The organism is Croceibacterium ferulae, from assembly GCF_003660445.1.
GTDB lineage: Bacteria > Pseudomonadota > Alphaproteobacteria > Sphingomonadales > Sphingomonadaceae > Croceibacterium > Croceibacterium ferulae.
Genome location: NZ_QZVQ01000006.1, coordinates 210,995 through 227,166, shown reverse-complemented (window position 1 = coordinate 227,166; position 16,172 = coordinate 210,995). Strand labels below are relative to the sequence as shown.

16 protein-coding genes are annotated in these 16,172 nt (G+C 69.5%); 7 read left to right on the top strand and 9 right to left on the bottom strand.

Translation table 11 applies throughout. The annotated features are described in order from the left end of the window. The first annotated feature begins 4 nt into the window (after nucleotides 1-4). A complete protein-coding gene (locus tag D5S08_RS08565; protein WP_121117507.1) occupies nucleotides 5-1,021 on the top strand; it encodes a glycerophosphodiester phosphodiesterase family protein in 1,017 nt (338 codons plus the stop codon). 74 nt (nucleotides 1,022-1,095) lie between these two features. Then, nucleotides 1,096-1,875, top strand: coding sequence for a helix-turn-helix domain-containing protein (locus tag D5S08_RS08560; RefSeq protein WP_121117505.1), 780 nt, complete (start codon nucleotides 1,096-1,098; stop codon nucleotides 1,873-1,875). Between the two features lie 17 nt (nucleotides 1,876-1,892). Here D5S08_RS08560 and D5S08_RS08555 read toward each other — a convergent pair whose 3' ends face one another. From D5S08_RS08555 to D5S08_RS08530, 6 genes are all read right to left on the bottom strand, one after another. Continuing rightward, complete coding sequence (locus D5S08_RS08555) at nucleotides 1,893-2,150, bottom strand: hypothetical protein (protein WP_121117503.1); 258 nt, start codon at nucleotides 2,148-2,150, stop codon at nucleotides 1,893-1,895. A gap of 16 nt (nucleotides 2,151-2,166) precedes the next feature. Then, nucleotides 2,167-3,168, bottom strand: a complete 1,002-nt coding sequence (gene nadA, locus D5S08_RS08550; protein ID WP_175578906.1) for a quinolinate synthase NadA — start codon at nucleotides 3,166-3,168, stop codon at nucleotides 2,167-2,169. Between the two features lie 58 nt (nucleotides 3,169-3,226). Further along, a complete protein-coding gene (locus D5S08_RS08545) occupies nucleotides 3,227-4,018 on the bottom strand; it encodes a hypothetical protein (RefSeq protein WP_241557310.1) in 792 nt (263 codons plus the stop codon). Nucleotides 4,019-4,130: 112 nt separating this feature from the next. Further along, entirely contained in the window at nucleotides 4,131-4,859 is a 729-nt protein-coding gene (locus D5S08_RS08540) for a DUF4230 domain-containing protein (protein WP_121117501.1), read from the bottom strand. Next, nucleotides 4,841-5,713 carry an MBL fold metallo-hydrolase gene (locus D5S08_RS08535; protein ID WP_121117499.1) on the bottom strand — a complete coding sequence of 291 codons (873 nt, stop codon included), beginning with the start codon at nucleotides 5,711-5,713 and terminating at the stop codon, nucleotides 4,841-4,843. Before D5S08_RS08535 ends, D5S08_RS08540 begins: the two co-directional genes overlap by 19 nt. Continuing rightward, the gene (locus D5S08_RS08530) at nucleotides 5,713-5,907 is read right to left on the bottom strand and encodes a YdcH family protein (protein ID WP_121117497.1); all 195 of its coding nucleotides are present in this window, start codon (nucleotides 5,905-5,907) and stop codon (nucleotides 5,713-5,715) included. The genes D5S08_RS08535 and D5S08_RS08530 overlap by 1 nt, the downstream gene beginning before the upstream one ends. A 195-nt stretch (nucleotides 5,908-6,102) precedes the next feature. Between D5S08_RS08530 and D5S08_RS08525 the strand changes: the two genes are divergently transcribed. The 5 genes from D5S08_RS08525 to tilS all read left to right on the top strand — a co-directional run bounded on the left by D5S08_RS08525 (nucleotide 6,103) and on the right by tilS (nucleotide 11,741). After that, nucleotides 6,103-6,258, top strand: coding sequence for a YdcH family protein (locus tag D5S08_RS08525; RefSeq protein WP_121117495.1), 156 nt, complete (start codon nucleotides 6,103-6,105; stop codon nucleotides 6,256-6,258). Between the two features lie 198 nt (nucleotides 6,259-6,456). Further along, on the top strand, nucleotides 6,457-8,730 hold the full coding sequence (ptsP, locus tag D5S08_RS08520; protein ID WP_121117493.1) for a phosphoenolpyruvate--protein phosphotransferase: 2,274 nt from the start codon (nucleotides 6,457-6,459) through the stop codon (nucleotides 8,728-8,730). 129 nt (nucleotides 8,731-8,859) lie between these two features. Further along, on the top strand, nucleotides 8,860-9,768 hold the full coding sequence (locus D5S08_RS08515; RefSeq protein WP_241557309.1) for a helix-turn-helix domain-containing protein: 909 nt from the start codon (nucleotides 8,860-8,862) through the stop codon (nucleotides 9,766-9,768). Nucleotides 9,769-9,850: 82 nt separating this feature from the next. Continuing rightward, nucleotides 9,851-10,789, top strand: a complete 939-nt coding sequence (locus D5S08_RS08510; protein ID WP_121117489.1) for a tetratricopeptide repeat protein — start codon at nucleotides 9,851-9,853, stop codon at nucleotides 10,787-10,789. Beyond that, nucleotides 10,752-11,741: a tRNA lysidine(34) synthetase TilS gene (tilS, locus tag D5S08_RS08505; protein ID WP_241557308.1), complete on the top strand. Its 990-nt coding sequence runs from the start codon at nucleotides 10,752-10,754 to the stop codon at nucleotides 11,739-11,741. The genes D5S08_RS08510 and tilS overlap by 38 nt, the downstream gene beginning before the upstream one ends. A gap of 12 nt (nucleotides 11,742-11,753) precedes the next feature. Here tilS and D5S08_RS08500 read toward each other — a convergent pair whose 3' ends face one another. Genes D5S08_RS08500 through glk form a run of 3 tightly spaced genes read right to left on the bottom strand, consistent with a single transcriptional unit; the run spans nucleotide 11,754 to nucleotide 16,169 of the window. Continuing rightward, nucleotides 11,754-14,543 carry a phosphoenolpyruvate carboxylase gene (locus D5S08_RS08500; RefSeq protein WP_121117487.1) on the bottom strand — a complete coding sequence of 930 codons (2,790 nt, stop codon included), beginning with the start codon at nucleotides 14,541-14,543 and terminating at the stop codon, nucleotides 11,754-11,756. A gap of 25 nt (nucleotides 14,544-14,568) precedes the next feature. Continuing rightward, the gene (gene eda, locus D5S08_RS08495) at nucleotides 14,569-15,180 is read right to left on the bottom strand and encodes a bifunctional 4-hydroxy-2-oxoglutarate aldolase/2-dehydro-3-deoxy-phosphogluconate aldolase (protein ID WP_121117485.1); all 612 of its coding nucleotides are present in this window, start codon (nucleotides 15,178-15,180) and stop codon (nucleotides 14,569-14,571) included. After that, complete coding sequence (gene glk, locus D5S08_RS08490; RefSeq protein WP_121117483.1) at nucleotides 15,177-16,169, bottom strand: glucokinase; 993 nt, start codon at nucleotides 16,167-16,169, stop codon at nucleotides 15,177-15,179. The genes eda and glk overlap by 4 nt, the downstream gene beginning before the upstream one ends. Nucleotides 16,170-16,172: the final 3 nt, after the last annotated feature.

Below are 16,172 nucleotides of genomic sequence, written 5' to 3'. Positions count from 1 at the left end.
GGCGATGATCCTGGCTGCCAGCGCCATGCTGCCCGGTGCCGCACAGGCGCAAGGAACGGCAGCACCGCTGATCATCGCCCATCGCGGCGCCAGCGGGGAACGGCCGGAACACACGCTGGCCGCCTATGACCGGGCGATCGATGCCGGCGCCGATTTCGTCGAGCCCGACCTGGTGGTGACGGCCGATGGCGTGCTGGTCGCCCGGCACGAGAACGAGATCGGCAGCACGACCGACGTGGCCGACCACCCCGAATTTGTCGCGCGGCGCACCACCAAGGTCATCGACGGGGTGGAGCTGACCGGCTGGTTCGCCGAGGATTTCACCCTGGCGGAGCTGCGCACCCTGCGCGCCCGCGAACGGATCCCGCAGCTGCGCCCCGCCAATGCGCGCTTCGACGGCTTGTACCAGATACCCACCCTGGCCGAGATCATCGCGCTGGTTCGCGCGCGGGAGGCGGAGACCGGGCGCACGATCGGGCTGGTACCGGAGATCAAGCATCCCGGCTTCCTGCTGACGCAGGGCCACGACATCGCCGCGCTGGCGGCGGCGGAGCTGGCCGGCGCAGGATATAGCGACGCCGATGATGCGGCGCTGATCCAGTGCTTCGAGGTCGGCCCGATCGCGCGGCTGGACGGGCTGACCGGGCTGAGGCTGGTGCAGCTGGTGAGCGCGAGCGGCGCGCCGGCGGATCGGCCCGACCGGCCCTATGCCGCCATGCTGACGCCGGAGGGCCTGGCCGAGGTGGCCCGCCATGCCGATGTGCTGGGGGCGGAGCTGTCGCTGCTGCTGCAGCCGGATGGCACCCCGGCCCCGCTGGTGGCCGCGGCGCACGAGGCGGGGCTGGCGGTGCATGGCTGGACCCTGCGGCGGGAGAACCAGTTCCTGCCAACGGCGTTGCGCCGGGGCGACGATCCGGCGGCGGCGGGCAATCTGGCGGCATTGTGGGCGATGCTGGCGGCCGCCGGCGTGGATGCGGTGTTCACCGACAATCCGGCCGAGGCGCTGGCGGCCAGACGGTAAGACCGGACCCTGCACCTGCGAGTACAAGTTTTTGGGGGTAGCTGCGCCGATGCGGCTGACATACCCCGGAGCGGATGGGCACGCAGGTGAATGACGGCTTCGCGACGCTGACCGAGAAGGAGAAGCAGACCCTGCGCCTGATCGTGCGCGGTCATGATGCCAAATCCATCGCGCGCAGCCTGGATCTGTCGGTCCACACGATCAACGAGCGGCTGCGTGCCGCACGGCGCAAGCTGGCGGTGTCCAGCAGCCGGGAGGCCGCCCGCCTGCTGCTGCAGGCCGAAGGCGCCGATCCCGCCCGGCCGACAGACAATTCGGATGGATACAACGAAATCGGGGAGGACCCCGTCCCATCCGCAGGTGATCAGCAGACAGCGCCGGTTGGCGGCGCTCGGGCGCGCCGTCTGCGCCCGGTCACTATCGGAGTGCTGCTCATGACCTTTGCTCTTGCCCTGCTGGCCCTCGCCACCCTTGTCCCTGCCGGCTCGACGCAGGCACCACCACCAACGGCAGAGCAGGAGGCGCCTGACGCTGAAGTGGTGAGCACCGCGCAGGCGTTCCTGGTGCTGCTGGATCAGGGTCGCTGGGACGAAAGCTATCGCGCGTTCGGGGCGGCGTTTCGCGGGCTGAACAGCCTGGAAAGCTGGGCCGCCGTGTCCGACGATGTCCGCGCGCCACTCGGCCAGGCGATCTCCCGGACATTCCTCAGCCAGGAAAACGTACCCACGCCACCACAGGGGGTGGAGATGGTCAAGTTCCGCACGCGCTTCGCCGACGGGGAAACCCGGACCGAGACCGTCACGCTCAATCGCGAGAATGGCGGCTGGTATGTGGTGGGCGTGATGATCGACTGATCGGCCGGTCGAGCGATTTATAGCCCGACCTTCTCCAGCGCCGACGCAAGCTCGTCATTCATCGAAGCGTCTTGCTTCGGCTGCAGGCGGTTCAGTGCGGTCTGCACCCGGGTCTGCGCCACCTGCAGGGTCTTGTGCCGCACCTGCCGGGTCGCGTTGGTCCTCCACGACCGGCTTTCGCCCAGCAGCGCCTCCCACTTGGCCTCCTCGGCCGCCAGGATGGACAGGGCCAGCCGGAGCCCGTCGCGTTGACCATGCGCGTAGTCGTCGGACATCGCCGGCTTCCGCCGCTCAGGGCAGCGGGACGCCTACGCGACCCAGATCACCCAGGCCGATCGTACCGCTGGCCATGTCGAGCATGCGGTCGAGGCTGCGCTTCGCCTTGATCCGCAAGCCTTCCTCGATCTCCACGCGCGGGGTCAGGTCGCGCAGGCAGAGGTACAGCTTCTCCAGGTTGTTCAGCGCCATGTAGGGGCAGATGTTGCAGTTGCAGTTCCCGTCCGCCCCCGGTGCGCCGATGAAGTTCTTGTGCGGCAGCGCCTTTTGCATCTGGTGGATGATGTGCGGTTCGGTCGCCACGATCAGCGTGTCGCCCGCAAAGGTCTTGGCATATTGCAGGATCGCGCTGGTCGACCCGACGATGTCGGCATGGTCGACGATATGCGGCGGACATTCCGGGTGCGCGGCGACGGGCGCGTCCGGGTGCTGTTCCTTCAGCTTCAGCAGCTCGCGCTCGCTGAAGGCCTCGTGCACGATGCACACGCCCGGCCACAGCAGCATCTCGCGGTCGAACTTGCGGTTCAGGTAGCCGCCCAGATGCCGGTCCGGCCCGAAGATCACCGGCTGGTCGCGCGGGATCTGCGACAGGATGGTTTCCGCGCTGGAGGAGGTGACGATGATGTCGGACAACGCCTTCACCTCCGTCGAGCAGTTGATGTAGGTCAGCGCGATATGGTCGGGATGCTGCGCGCGGAAGGCGGCGAACTTTTCCGGTGGGCAGGAATCCTCCAGGCTGCAGCCGGCTTCCATGTCGGGCAGGACCACGATCTTGTCGGGGCTGAGGATCTTGGCGGTCTCCGCCATGAACTTCACGCCGCAGAACGCGATCACCTCCGCATCGGTGTCCGCCGCCTTTCGGCTCAGCTCCAGCGAGTCGCCGACGAAATCGGCCAGGTCCTGCAGCTCCGGCTTCTGGTAATAATGCGCCAGGATCACGGCGTTGCGCTCCTTGCGCAGGCGTTCGATCTCGGCGCGCAAATCGGTGCCGGTGGGCATGGGGGTCAGCAGGCTCATGCCCGGCAGATAGGGTGCGCAGGGGGCGGCGGCAATGCGGCTTTGCCGTGCCGCCGCATCACGGCGCGACGGGGAATGGTGGGGGCGGATAGTCGAGCGGGTCCAACGCGGCGCCAGGCGTGCCGGCCGTCACCTGCCCGTGCAATCCGGCGGCCCAGGCGCTGTGGCCGATCGTCTCGATCCCCAGCTGCATCAGCACCAGCGCCGCCAGCCCGACCAGCCAGGCCGGATGCACCCGCCCGCGCTTGATCCGGTCGCGCGCGGCGCCGATCAGGGGAAAGGCGATCATGCCGATGAAGATCGCCCACACCATCGAATACATGAACAAAGGCGCCGGCAGCAGGCGACCGAAGGCGGGGCCCATGATCGCCGCCATCCCGCACAGGATCAGCCGCGGGTGCCACAGCCGGTCCCGCCGTTTCACGAAGCCCGCGACCAGCAGCCCGGCGAACACCAGCACGCTGAGCGGGTTCAGCACCAGGAACTGCGCCGGCGTGAAGAAGAACGGGATAAAGCCACGCTGCACCGAGAAGATCGTCGTCGTCGTGCCGACCACCACCATCACCAGCGCCCAGCCGACCGCCACCCAGCCGAGCGGCCGATGCAGCGTCACCCGCCCGCTCGCCGCCAGCCAGGCCTGCGTCACGAACAGCAACACCCAACCCATGAACAGCAGCGCATGGGCATGGACATAGGGTGGCGCGCGGAAACTCGACACGCCCAGCGCCGCGAACAGCGAGAAGGCGATGACGTTAATCGCGGCCATGGCGATGGCCATGCCGAGGAAGAAGGAGGTGTCCGTCGCCCATAGGGGACGATGCTGCACAAGATTGGGTGCCAGAGTGGCCATGGTCGCATCCTTGCCAGAGAAAGACAGTGCGCGACCGGTGCGCGTCCATCCCCCCCGGGCGGCGCGCTTCCGCCGACCCTTCTACAGCATTGTTAGCATGCTTACCAGCCGCTCAGTTGGCCGGGCGTGCGGCGGCAGGCGGCGCCTGCGCCTCCCCGTCGAAGCGGACATTCACCGTGACATTGCCGAAGCCGGCAACCTGCAGCGGAATGGCCAGGTTCTGGCGGATGGCGTCCTTGGCGGCGCCGCGCGCGAGGTTCAGCAGCACCGGGTTCGCCGCCTGCTCGACCGCCTGCCGCTCCGCCAGGGCGGTGTTGTCACGGGTCAGCTGGTCCTGCGCATCGCGGGTGATCCACAGCCCTTCGCGCAGATATTGCGCGCGGCCTTCGTCCAGGTTCGGGCGACCGATGGTAAGCGCGGGCAGCTGCACATCCAGCGTGTCGCTCTCCTCGTTCCAGCTCATCCGGTTGCGGTCCATGGCGGACAGGTCCAGCGTATAGTCGACCCGGGCCGGGATCACTGCCACCTGGCGGCTGCGCAGCGCGCCGAACAGGCGGCTGTCCTCGCTCGCCACCACGGGCGACAGCTGGGCGGAGAACACCGTCAGCCGGTTCTGCTTCTCGAACGCGACCAGGCTGGTGGCCAGCACGTCGCCCTGGTCCCTGGGCCCGAAGGCGCGCCAGCCCAGCCACACGGCGAGCGCCAGCATGATGATGAACAGCAGCCACGGCAAGGCCTGCACCCGGGCCAGCGATTGCTGCCCCTGCACATGGGGGCGGAGGCCGGCGCCAGAGCGGGTGCCAGGGCGCGTTGCGGTGTCGGTTACGGGGCGATCGTCCATGATGGGCCTGAACGGCTCACCAGCCCGCGCCGTTCCAGATCGAGCAGATGGGCCAGCACCGATTGCCCCGCCGCACCGACCAGGGCGGGTGCGAGGCCGCGATACATCTGCTGCACCAGACCCGGCAGGTCGGCCGGCGCTTGACCCAGCAGCCGCACGATCTGCCCTTCCCGCTGGCGACGATGGCCGATCATGCCGCGCACCAGCTGGCGCGGGCGCGTCACCGCCGGGCCGTGCGCGGGGTAGTAGATGCGGTCGTCCCGGTCGTGCAGCCGTTCCAGGCTGGCCAGGTAATCGGCCATGTCGCCATCGGGCGGGGCGACCACGCTGGTGGCCCAGCCCATCACATGATCGCCGGTGAACAGCACGCCCGTGCCCTCCAGCGCGAAGCACAGATGGTTGGAGGCATGGCCGGGCGTGGCGATGGCGATCAGCGTCCAGCCCGGTCCGGCCAATGCCTCCCCATCCGCCAGCACGCGGTCGGGCGTGTAGTCGAGATCGAAGGGGGCATCGGTCACCTCGCCACCGCCGCTGGCGCGCAGCGGCGCGCAGCCGATCACCGGTGCGCCGGTGGCGGCGGCCAGCGGTGCGGCGGCGGGCGAATGGTCGCGGTGGGTATGCGTGCAGCAGATCGCCACTACCGGCGCCGGGCCGATCGCACGCAGCAGGGCATCCAGGTGCGCCGGATCGTCAGGTCCCGGATCGATCACCGCCAGCCCGCGTCCGTCCCCCACCAGGAAACTCTGCGTGCCGGTATAGGTCCAGGCGGACCCGTTGGGCGCCAGCACGCGGCGCACCAGCGGCTCCATCTGCTCGGCAATGCCGACCGGCCACGGTTTCGGCGGGAGCGCCATCAGGCGATGATGTCAGGCGTCAGATAGTCTTCGATGATATGGATCTGGTCGCGCAGCTTCAGCTTCTTGCGCTTCAGCCGGGCCACCTGCATCTGGTCGCCGCCGGTGCTGCCCAGCGCATCGATCGCGGCGTCGAGGTCGCGATGCTCGATCTTGAGCGCCACCAGCCTGCGCTGCAATTCCTCCTCGTTCACCGCCGTCCCTTCATCGCGCCCTTCGGGACATGATCCGTCCCGACCCACGGCCATTCTGCCGCACGGCCGGTTTGCCGCCCTACGATTATTGTGTTTTGATGACAATTGCGCGGCTCGGACGTTGCAGTTTGAGTCGCGCTGCCGTCGATGCGGTACTCGCGCCGACGGCGATCAACAGCGAAAGGAGAACCCTTGATGGAATCTTCCCACGTCACCGCACTGCACGCCAAGCACGACGGGCTGGAACGGCAGCTTCATGCCGAGATGAGCCGACCTGTTCCCGACAGCGCGATGATCCAGGCGCTGAAGCGACAGAAGCTGAAGATCAAGGAAGCCATCGCGCATTCGTGATCGGTCCACTGTCAATCTGAAAGGCACGCTGCCTTCCGCGACGGCGCAGACGCCCGGTCAGTCGAGCCGGCCCTGCACGGTCGCGGAGGGCCACTTTCCGCACAGCTTAGCCAGCAAAGCACTGGCAAAAACTTTCCTGTCCCATCGGACCTTGCGCAACATTCCCAAAGCGGTCCGGATGGGTTAGGCCGGTTCACAATGACAGCCACCGCCGCCGCCCGCACGATCCTGACCAGGCTGCACGAGCTGATGGCGTCGCGCCTGCACGCTCAGGGCAAGCTGAACCAGGTGGTCGATATCATTGGCGATTCGCTGGATAGCGAAGTGTGCTCCATCTACCTGCTGCGCGAAGGCATGCTGGAACTGTTCGCCACGCGCGGCCTGAACCAGAGCGCGGTGCATGTCACCCGACTGGGCATCGGCGAAGGGCTGACCGGCACCATCGCCCAGAACACCGAGACGCTGAACCTGGCGGAAGCCGCCACCCATCCTGAATTCCAGTATGTGCCCGAAACGGGGGAGGAGAAGTTCCACTCCTTTGCCGGCGTGCCGATCGTGCGGCGCGAACGGGCGATCGGCGTGCTGACGGTGCAGCATGTCGAGCCGCGCCGCTATGTCGAGGTGGAGATCGAGGCGCTGCAGACCGTCGCCATGGTCCTGGCGGAGCTGATCACCAATGCCGGGCTGGTGGACGAGGAGACCCTGAGCGGGCGATCGGCCGCGCAGGTCGGGCAGGAGGTGCTGACCGGGCTGCAGCTGGTGAAGGGCCTGGGCTGCGGGCAGGCGGTGTTCCACCAGCCGCGCATCGTGATCGAGCAGACGGTGGCGGACGATACGGAGGCGGAGCGGCACCGCGTCTACCAGGCGTTCGACCGGATGCGCGAGCAGATCGACCAGATGGCCACCCATGCCGAATTCGGCGTGGGGGAGGAGCACTGGCACGTCCTCGAGACCTACAAGATGTTCGCCTATGACGAAGGCTGGAGCCGGCGCATCAACGAGGCGATCGATGCCGGCCTGACGGCGGAGGCCGCGATCGAGCGGGTGCAGCAGCGCACCCGGCAGCGCATGCGCGAGATCCGCGACCCGTTGCTGGCCGAACGGATGCACGATCTGGAGGATCTTGCGAACCGCCTGCTGCGCATCGTCTCCGGCCAGCTGGGTACGGCGGCGCGAACGGGCCTGCGGCAGGACACGATCCTGATCGCCAAGAACCTGGGCCCGGCGGAACTGCTGGAGTATGACAAGCGCCGGCTGAAGGGCGTGGTGCTGGAAGAAGGATCGCTGACCGCGCATGTGGTGATCGTGGCGCGGGCGATGGGCGTGCCGGTGATCGGCCGCGTCCGCAATGCCCGCGCCCTGATGCGCGATGGAGACCAGCTGCTGCTGGATGGCGACCGGGCGCAGGTGATCATCCGCCCCGGCACCGCGGCGCTGGAGACCTTCGAGGCGCGCCTTGCCCGCAGCCGGGAGAAGCAGGCCGCCTATGCCGCGCAGCGCGATGTCGAGCCGTTCAGCCGTGATGGCCAACGGATCGAGGTCATGATGAATGCCGGCCTGGTCGAGGACACGCCTATGCTGGGCCTGACGGGGGCCGACGGCATCGGCCTGTTCCGCACCGAATTCCAGTTCATGGTGGCCGATACCTTGCCCTCGCGCGATCGGCAGACCCGCCTGTATCGCGATGTGCTGGAAGGCGCGGGCCATCGGCCGGTGATCTTCCGCACCGTGGATATCGGCGGAGACAAGGTGCTGCCCTATCTACGCGGCGCGGAACGCGGCGCGGCGGAGGAGAACCCGGCGATGGGCTGGCGCGCGCTGCGCCTGGCGCTGGAGCGCGACGGGCTGCTGAAGGTGCAGGCGCGCGCCCTGCTGGAAGCGGCCGCCGGCCGGTCGCTGCAGGTGATGTTCCCGATGGTATCGGAACCCTGGGAATTCGATGCGGCGCGGGCGCTGTTCGAACAGCAGATCGCCCATTTCAAGCGCCATCGCCGCCGCCTGCCGGACGAGATCCAGTATGGCGTGATGCTGGAAGTGCCGGCGCTGGCGGAGATGCTCGACACGCTGCTGCCGCGCCTCAGCTTCATTTCGATCGGCACCAACGACCTCACCCAGTTCCTGTTCGCCGCCGACCGCTCCGACCCGCGGCTGGCGGAACGCTATGACTGGCTCAGCCCCACCATCCTGCGCTTCCTGCAGCGCGTGGTCGCCACCGTGCGCGGCAGCCCGGTGCGGCTGGGCGTCTGTGGCGAGATGGGCGGCCGCCGGCTGGAGGCGCTGGCGCTGCTGGCGCTGGGCATCCGGCGCCTGTCGATCACGCCCGCCGCCGTGGGCCCGATCAAGGAACTGGTCCGCCGGGTCGATCTGGCGGAGGCCGGTGCCGCCATGCAGGGCTGGCTGGCCGCGCCGCCGCCCGATCTGCGCGGCGTCATCGCCCGCTGGGCCGAGGAACGCGGGATCGAGGTGGATTAACCACAGGCATGGCACCTGCAGCGGTGCCTTGCCGCTTGACTTGCATGCCCTGTCTTCGTCACTTGCCGGGCACGGGCAGCAACCGGACGGGGTGGTACCGTCCGCATCAGGATCGGGGATCATGTGGCCATGAACGAACAGCCGGAAGGCACCGCGACCGGCGGCGTCGGGCCAGAGCTGCGCGCCGGGCGCGAGGCGCGCGGGCTGTCGCTGGAACAGGTCGCGGCCGATACCCGCATTCCGCAACGGCATCTGGTCACGCTGGAAAACGGCGCATTCAACACCCTGCCCGGCCGCACCTATGCCACCGGCTTTGCCCGCTCCTACGCCAAGCTGCTGGGGATGGACCCGGACGTGATCGCCGACCGGGTGCGGGCGGAGATGATCGAGGCGCGCGAACAGGATGGCGCGCCGTCCTTCGAACCGGGCGACCCTGCGCGCGTGCCCAGCCGCGGCCTGGCCTGGCTGGCGCTGGCGGCGGTCGTGCTGCTGCTGCTGGGCGGGTTCTTCTTCATGCGCACGCTGTTCGCGCCGGCGGCCGAGCTGCCCAGCCTGGTGGAACAGCAGCAGCAGGAAGACGCCGCCCGCCGTGCCGCGCTGGCGCGGCAGCAGGCGGCGAACCCCGCCGGCCAGCCCGCCGCCGCCCCCGCCGGGCCGGTGGTGTTCACCGCCATGGAAGAGGGCGTCTGGGTCAAGTTCTACGATGCTAGCGGACGGCAGCTGATGCAGAAGCAGATGGCGCTGAACGAACAATATCAGGTCCCGGCGGATGCCCAGGGGCCGTTGCTGTGGACCGGCCGGCCGGACGCGCTGCGCATCACCATCGGCGGCCGCGAAGTGCCACGGCTGGCCGAGGACGACATGATCATGCGCGACGTGCCTGTCACGGCGGAGGCGCTGCTGGCGCGCGGCCAGCCGGCGGGCACGCCGGCGGCGGGTGCCACTCCGGCGGCATCGGGCGGCACTCCGGCGGCGGCCGGCAGCCCCGCCTCGCGCTTCGTGCCGGCGGCCGTGTCGTCGCGGCCGGCGGCGCAATAAGGCTGCATCCGTTCAGCCACCATTCCGGCAGGTTCCACTATCGGCCGGCACCAGTTTGCAAGGGAAGGATCACATCTTGGCGATGAACAGCCGCACACGGGCAGCGATCGTGCTGGCCCTGCTCGGCACGGCACTGGTGCCTGCCGGCGCACAGGCGCAGGACGCCACCAATGCCCGCCTCAGCCGGATCGAAAGCGAGCTGCGCGCGGTGCAGCGCGCCGTGTTCCCCGGCGGCGACGGGCGCTATTTCACGCCGGAGGTGGACACGTCCAACCCGGCGCCGACCACCACACCGGCACCGGGTGGAGCGACCACCGGCGCCGTGACCGACATCCTGGCGCGGCTGGATGCGGTGGAGGCGCAGATGGCCCGCGTCACCGCCCGCAGCGAGGAGACCGCCTATGCGCTGCAGCAGCTGGAACAGCGGATCGGGGCGCTGGAGGCCGCACCTGCCGGCACCCTGCCCGCCGCCGGCGTGATCCCGGCGCCGGCCGCCACGACACAATCCAGCCCGCCCGCCGCCGCCGCCGGCACGCCGACCGCATCCTCCTCCGGCCAGACCCGCGCCGCCGCGCCGAGCCCGGAACGGGTCGCCGCGGTGCAGGCGATCGCCAAGCCGCAGACCGACGATCCTGGTGATGACGAATACAGCTACGGCTTTCGCCTGTGGCAGGCCGGCTTCTATCCGGAAGCGCAGCAGCAGCTGGCACTGTTCCTGCAGCGCTACCCCAATCACGCCCGCACCAATTGGGGCCGCAACCTGCTGGGCCGCGCCTATCTCGACAACGGTCAGCCGCGCGAGGCGGCGACGCATTTCTTCGAGAACTACCAGGCGAACAAGCAGGCCGAACGCGCACCCGACAGCCTGCTCTATCTGGCCGAGACGATGATCGCGATCAACGACACCAACCGTGCCTGCATCGCGCTGGCCGAGTTCGGCGACGGCTACCCCGCCCTCGCGACCGGCCGCCTGAAGGAGCAGTATGACCGCAACCGCAGCCGGGTCCGCTGCAGCAATTGAGGCCGATCTGGCGGCGCGCTTCGCCGCCAGTCTCGCCCGGTTGCTGCCTGGCGCCGCCGGATCGATCGGTCAGGCGCCGATCGGCCTGGCGGTCAGCGGCGGGGCGGACTCGCTGGCGCTGCTGCTGCTGATGCAGGCCACCCGGCCCGGCGGTTACGCCGTGGCCGCGGTGGATCACGGCCTGCGACCCGAAGCCGCCGCTGAATGTGCAGCTGTGGCCGATCTGTGCGGCGAACGCGGGGTCTCTTGCGCCGTGCTGCGGGTCACCCCCGCCGCCGGCAATGTGCAGGCCGCCGCGCGTGATGCGCGCTATGCCGCGCTGGCCGGCTGGGCAGCGGAGCATGGGCTTTGCGCAATCGCCACCGGCCACCATGCGGACGATCAGGCGGAAACGCTGCTGATGCGGCTGAACCGGGGCAGCGGACTTGCCGGCCTGGCCGGTGTCCGCGCCTCCGGGCTGGTGCCGGGCACCGCCCTTCCTCTACTGCGGCCGCTGCTCGGCTTCCGGCGGCAGGAACTGGCCTGGCTGGTCGCTGCGCATGGCCTGTCACCTGCGGCTGACCCCAGCAATTCCGATCGCCGGTTCGATCGGGTGCGTATCCGGCAGGCGATCGGGCAGGCCGACTGGCTCGACGCTGCCGCACTGGCCGACAGCGCGGCGCATCTGGCGCAGGCGGCTGCGGCGCTCGACTGGGCGGGGCAGCGGGAATGGGCAGAACGGGTGGAGCCGATCGACGGATCGCTCCGCTACCGCCCGCAGGCTCCGCGTGCGATTCGGCTGGTGGTCGCCAGCCGTGCCATCGCGGCACTCGGCCAGCCACCCCGTGGCGGCGATGTGGCGCGCCTGCTGGACCGGCTGGAGGCGGGCGGCAGCGGCAATGTCGCCGGCGTGCTCGCCCGCGCCACGGCCGATGGCTGGCTGTTCAGCCCGGAACCGCCCCGCAGCCGCTAGGCACCTTGGCGATCAGCCATGCGCGCCGAAATGGTTGGCGATGGCGGTGCCGATCCGCAGCGACAGGGCATAGGCGCGGTCGATCGGCTCGATGAAGTCGCGCCCGATGGAGGCATAGCCCGCATCGCCCCCTTCGGGATAGTCGGCCGGCTCCGTAAGGGCGAAGTCGGATGGCTTGGGGAAGCTGGTCGGGAAAGCGCGCCGCAGCTGCGCCAGCGCCTCGTCCACGCGCAGGGTGAACACCATTTCCAGCACGTCCTCGCGGCTGACATCGTTGGCCCGGCTGAAGGCGGGGATCGACATCACCCGCAGGAACATGTGCTGGAACAGCGCCAGCCGCAGCGCCTGCAGCGCGCCTATCGCGCGGCGGGTCGCCTCGCGGTCGCCGGAGTCAGAAGGCTCCTCCATGACGGGCAGCGCGGTTTCCAGCTGGTGCAGCTTCACGGCATCGACCCGCAGGCGGCTGGCAAGGCGGCGGAACGTGCCCACCCGGTCATCCTTCACCAGATATTCGGCCAGGGCGGCACATGGGCCTGTCAGGTGATCTTCCAGCCCGCGATAGGGCCGACTGGCCCAGTAGGCCGAGTTGAACAGCTCGCCATAGGCAGCCACCGTCTTGATGCTGGCCAGCGCATTGGCGCTGCGCACCAGCCGCAGGATCTGCGCCGCCCGGGCGCTGCTCGCCAGCATGTCGTTCAGGTCGGGATCGGTGCCATCGGCCGCGCTGCCGATCCCGGCGATCACGTTCACCGGATAGCCCAGCTGCTGCAGGATGGCATTGTGCGGAATGGCGCGGATCTGGCGCAGCGACATCTCGCGATCGGCGTTTATGTCGCTCTGCCGCCGGCTGACCCGGCTGCCGGTGGCGTTCAGCAGGCCCAGGCCGAAGGCGGTGACCGCCCGGGCATAGGTGCGGCTTTCCAGATGTTCGTGCTGGTGATCGCGGACGGCGCGGTAGAAGTCGAGCGACAGGTCGGTGCGGGTATAGAACGGATCGTCGTTCGCCGCATCCGCATCACCTTCGTTCGGGCGCAGTTCGGCGATGCGGGTCAGCGTTGCCAGCGCCAGTTCGGGCGTGGCGAAGAACAGGTAGCCGTCGCCCCCCTGGAAGCTGACCTCCGGCTCCAAGCGGATGCCGGCGGCGGCGAACCGCCCGCGCGCCCACGGGCTGAGCGGCCAGCTGAGCCGATCCGCCAGCGAGTTCGGATGCGCCCCGCGCCCCATGCTCTCGCCATGAGTGTCGAACACCAGCGCGGCCACGTCCTCCATGCCGTTGGCGGCCATCGCCGCCGCCAGCCGGCCCTGCAACCGCTCGATCGCGAGACTCGCGGGCACCTGCCCCACGAAGCGGCCCGCATCCGAAAAGCCGGTCTGGATCGACACCCGCCCGCGTGCGCGGGCATAGCTGCGATATTCCTCCTCCTGCAGCAGGGCGTCCAGCAGCCGGCCGCCATGTTCCAGCGCGGTCTCCGTCTCGAACAAAGGGGACACGTCGACCTTGTCGGCGATGCCGAACAGCTTGGCGAAATAGAGCGCGGCCAGCACGGTGGCCGGCTCCTCGCATTCGGCGACCAGCATCCGGATGGGCGCGTCGGCATCGATGTGGTGCAGGATCTGCGCCATGGCCAGGAACTGGCGGATGGCGGTGCTGCTCTCGATCGCCAGCGCGGCGAAATTGGCGCGCAGCGGCTCCACCGCGGCGATAGCGCGGCGCAGATGGACGATCGCGCCCTTGCTGCTGAGGTCCAGCTGCCCGTCCGGATCCAGCCGGCGGCGCAGGCCGTTATGCAGCTGCTTGGCGTTCACCCGGAAGTGGATCCACCCCATGCCGAGCCCTTCGGCCCGCATCCCGGCCGCCAGCACCTTCAGCTGCACGGCGCGCGCGCCGCCAACCTCGCCCCCCTCGGCTTCCAGCCGGTCGATGCAGGTCTTCAGCGACAGCAGCTTGCGCGGATCATGTGCGGTCAGGCGGTTGGCGGCCAGCGAGAGCGCCGCCGGATCGGTGAGGTCGCCGGCAAAGTCCGCAGCGCGCGCGGCGGCATAGTCGGCGGCCGGCGCCAGCTCCGCCAGCAGCGGGTGATCGCCGTCGATCGCCGCCAGCTGGTCGCGGTAGCGGGCCAGCCGCGTGGCCTTCTCCGCCAGGCGGAAGCCGATGGAGGCGGACCAGGTGATGTCCGTGCGCCCGTCCATGTCGTAGCCGACCCAGCTGGCAAAGCGGAACGGCAGGGGCCGGAAGGCTTGCCACTGGTCCGGCCAGCAGGTCTGCGCATGGCTCAGCAGACGGGTGTTGATCGCGTCCCGCGCATCCTGGCCGTGCGCCATCGCCGCCATCACCTGATCATGTTCGAAGCCCAGCGTGACCGGCTTGCGGACCGACGGCGCGACGCAGCTGTCATCCCCGATCTCGCCATCCTGACTGGCGGCCTGCGCCACGGCCTGCGCCTGCGCCGGGGTCAGCAGGAAGGTGGGGTGCGCGGTGAACACGGCATGCAGCTGCGGCTGTTCCCACCGCGCGCGGAAGGCGGCGAAGTCCTGCCGCTCCAGCCCGTCGGCCAGCGCCTGGTCGTTGGTGGCCGGCGCCACGGGTGCGACCAGCTGGCGCAGCCGTTCCGCACGGCGGAGCAGCGCGGCACATTCCAGCTCGCCGACCAGCGCCTCGCAATCGTCCAGCGACAGGCCATCGCCTTCCAGCAGGCGGGACAGGTCCAGCGACAACTGGAACACCGGATTGAACAGCGGCGTTTCCGCCGTGCGCCCGTGCAGTTCCTGCAACCGTGCCGTCAGCGCGCCAACTGTCTTCATCCGGTGTTCCTTCAATCTGTCGCCCTCAGCGGGGCAGAGCTGCTGCGTCCCTGGCCAGCTGCTCGATCTGTTCGGGCGTGCCGCCACGCGGGGCGACCCAGCTGCCGCCGACGCACAGCACCGGATCCAGCGCCAGCCATTCGGGTGCATTGTCCAGCGTGATGCCACCGGTGGGGCAGAACTTCACCTGGCCGAACGGTGCCGCCAGCGCCTTCAGCGCCGGGATGCCGCCCGCCGCCATCGCGGGGAAGAACTTGAACTCGCTCAGGCCCAGCTCCAGCCCGCGCATGATGTCGCCGGCATTGGCGATGCCGGGCAGGAACGGCACGCCGCTGCGGATCGCGGCCTTGCCCAGCGGCTTGGTCAGGCCGGGGCTGACGATGAACTCCGCGCCCGCGCGGATCGCGTCATCCAGCTGCTTTTCATTGGTCACGGTGCCCGCACCAACGATGGCGCCCTTCACCTTCTTCATGGCACGAATTGCGTCGAGCGCGGCGGGGGTGCGCAGCGTCACCTCCAGCACCGTCAACCCGCCGGCCACCAGGGCACGGGCCAGCGGCTCGGCCTCGGCCACATCGTCGATCACCAGCACCGGGATCACCGGCGCGGTGCGCATCACCTGTTCGATGGGGGTCATGCCTGCTGCTGCTCCTGCTGAGAATATTGACACTGGAAGGCGGCCACGGCGCCGAACAGGCCGGGCTGCGGATGGACGATCAGCTTGACCGGAATGCCGGCCATCATCTGTTCGTACCGCCCCTTGAAACGGAACCGTTCGGCAAAGCCGCTGGTGGGCAGCAGATGGCGCAGCCGCAGGCCCAGACCGCCGGCGATCACCACCGCGCTGCTGCCATGGGCCAGCGCGAAATCGCCCGCCACGCTGCCCAGCGACAGGCAGAACCGGTCCAGCGCCGCCACCGCCAGACTGTCGCTCCGCTCCAGCGCGCGGGTCCAGATGGCGCGGTCGTCCAGCTCCTGCGGCTTGCGCCGCTCCATCGTGGCGAGCGTCTGGTAGATTTCGCAGATGCCGGGCCCGGCCACGACCCGCTCCACCGAAACGCGCCGGTGCCGCGCACGCAGCCGCTGCAGGATCAGGTCGTCGATATGATCCATCGGCGCGAAGTCGATGTGCCCGCCTTCGGTCGGCTGCACATGGTAGCCGCCACCCGGCAGCCGCAGGAAATGCGCGACGCCGAGGCCGGTGCCGGGGCCGATCACGCTGACCGTGCCGGTGGCGGGCAGGTCGCCTTCCGGCCCGCACAGGGTGGCGAACTGGTCGGCATCGGCGCGGGCCACGGCATGGGCGACGGCCCCGAAATCGTTGATCACCGTGACCCGGTCGATGCCCAGCTGTTCGTCCAGCGCGCCGGTGTGCAGCACCCAGCTGTTGTTGGTCATGCGCACGGTGCCGCCATTGACCGGGCCGGCGATGGCGATCGCGGCGGCGCGCGGGGCCTGGCGGCCGATGCGCCGCTCGAACTCCTCCCAAGCGGTCTGCAGGCTGGCGAAGTCGCTGGTGCCCAGCGTTACCGGTTCGTCCAGCGCGATCCGCCCGTCGGCCTCCAGGCGCGCCAGCGCGAAGCGGGCATTGGTGCCGCCGATGTCGACCGCGACAAGTTCCGTCATCGT

Excerpts from the sequence above, each read along its gene's own strand:
- eda (WP_121117485.1), bottom strand. The coding sequence starts at position 15,180 with ATGACCCCCATCGAACAGGTGATGCGCACCGCGCCGGTGATCCCGGTG.
- nadA (WP_175578906.1), bottom strand. The coding sequence starts at position 3,168 with ATGAGCCTGCTGACCCCCATGCCCACCGGCACCGATTTGCGCGCCGAG.
- D5S08_RS08545 (WP_241557310.1), bottom strand. The coding sequence starts at position 4,018 with ATGGCCACTCTGGCACCCAATCTTGTGCAGCATCGTCCCCTATGGGCG.
- D5S08_RS08560 (WP_121117505.1), top strand. The coding sequence starts at position 1,096 with ATGGGCACGCAGGTGAATGACGGCTTCGCGACGCTGACCGAGAAGGAG.
- D5S08_RS08535 (WP_121117499.1), bottom strand. The coding sequence starts at position 5,713 with ATGGCGCTCCCGCCGAAACCGTGGCCGGTCGGCATTGCCGAGCAGATG.
- D5S08_RS08565 (WP_121117507.1), top strand. The coding sequence starts at position 5 with ATGATCCTGGCTGCCAGCGCCATGCTGCCCGGTGCCGCACAGGCGCAA.
- D5S08_RS08515 (WP_241557309.1), top strand. The coding sequence starts at position 8,860 with ATGAACGAACAGCCGGAAGGCACCGCGACCGGCGGCGTCGGGCCAGAG.
- D5S08_RS08510 (WP_121117489.1), top strand. The coding sequence starts at position 9,851 with ATGAACAGCCGCACACGGGCAGCGATCGTGCTGGCCCTGCTCGGCACG.
- tilS (WP_241557308.1), top strand. The coding sequence starts at position 10,752 with ATGACCGCAACCGCAGCCGGGTCCGCTGCAGCAATTGAGGCCGATCTG.
- D5S08_RS08500 (WP_121117487.1), bottom strand. The coding sequence starts at position 14,543 with ATGAAGACAGTTGGCGCGCTGACGGCACGGTTGCAGGAACTGCACGGG.
- D5S08_RS08540 (WP_121117501.1), bottom strand. The coding sequence starts at position 4,859 with ATGGACGATCGCCCCGTAACCGACACCGCAACGCGCCCTGGCACCCGC.
- ptsP (WP_121117493.1), top strand. The coding sequence starts at position 6,457 with ATGACAGCCACCGCCGCCGCCCGCACGATCCTGACCAGGCTGCACGAG.
- D5S08_RS08525 (WP_121117495.1), top strand. The coding sequence starts at position 6,103 with ATGGAATCTTCCCACGTCACCGCACTGCACGCCAAGCACGACGGGCTG.
- glk (WP_121117483.1), bottom strand. The coding sequence starts at position 16,169 with ATGACGGAACTTGTCGCGGTCGACATCGGCGGCACCAATGCCCGCTTC.
- D5S08_RS08555 (WP_121117503.1), bottom strand. The coding sequence starts at position 2,150 with ATGTCCGACGACTACGCGCATGGTCAACGCGACGGGCTCCGGCTGGCC.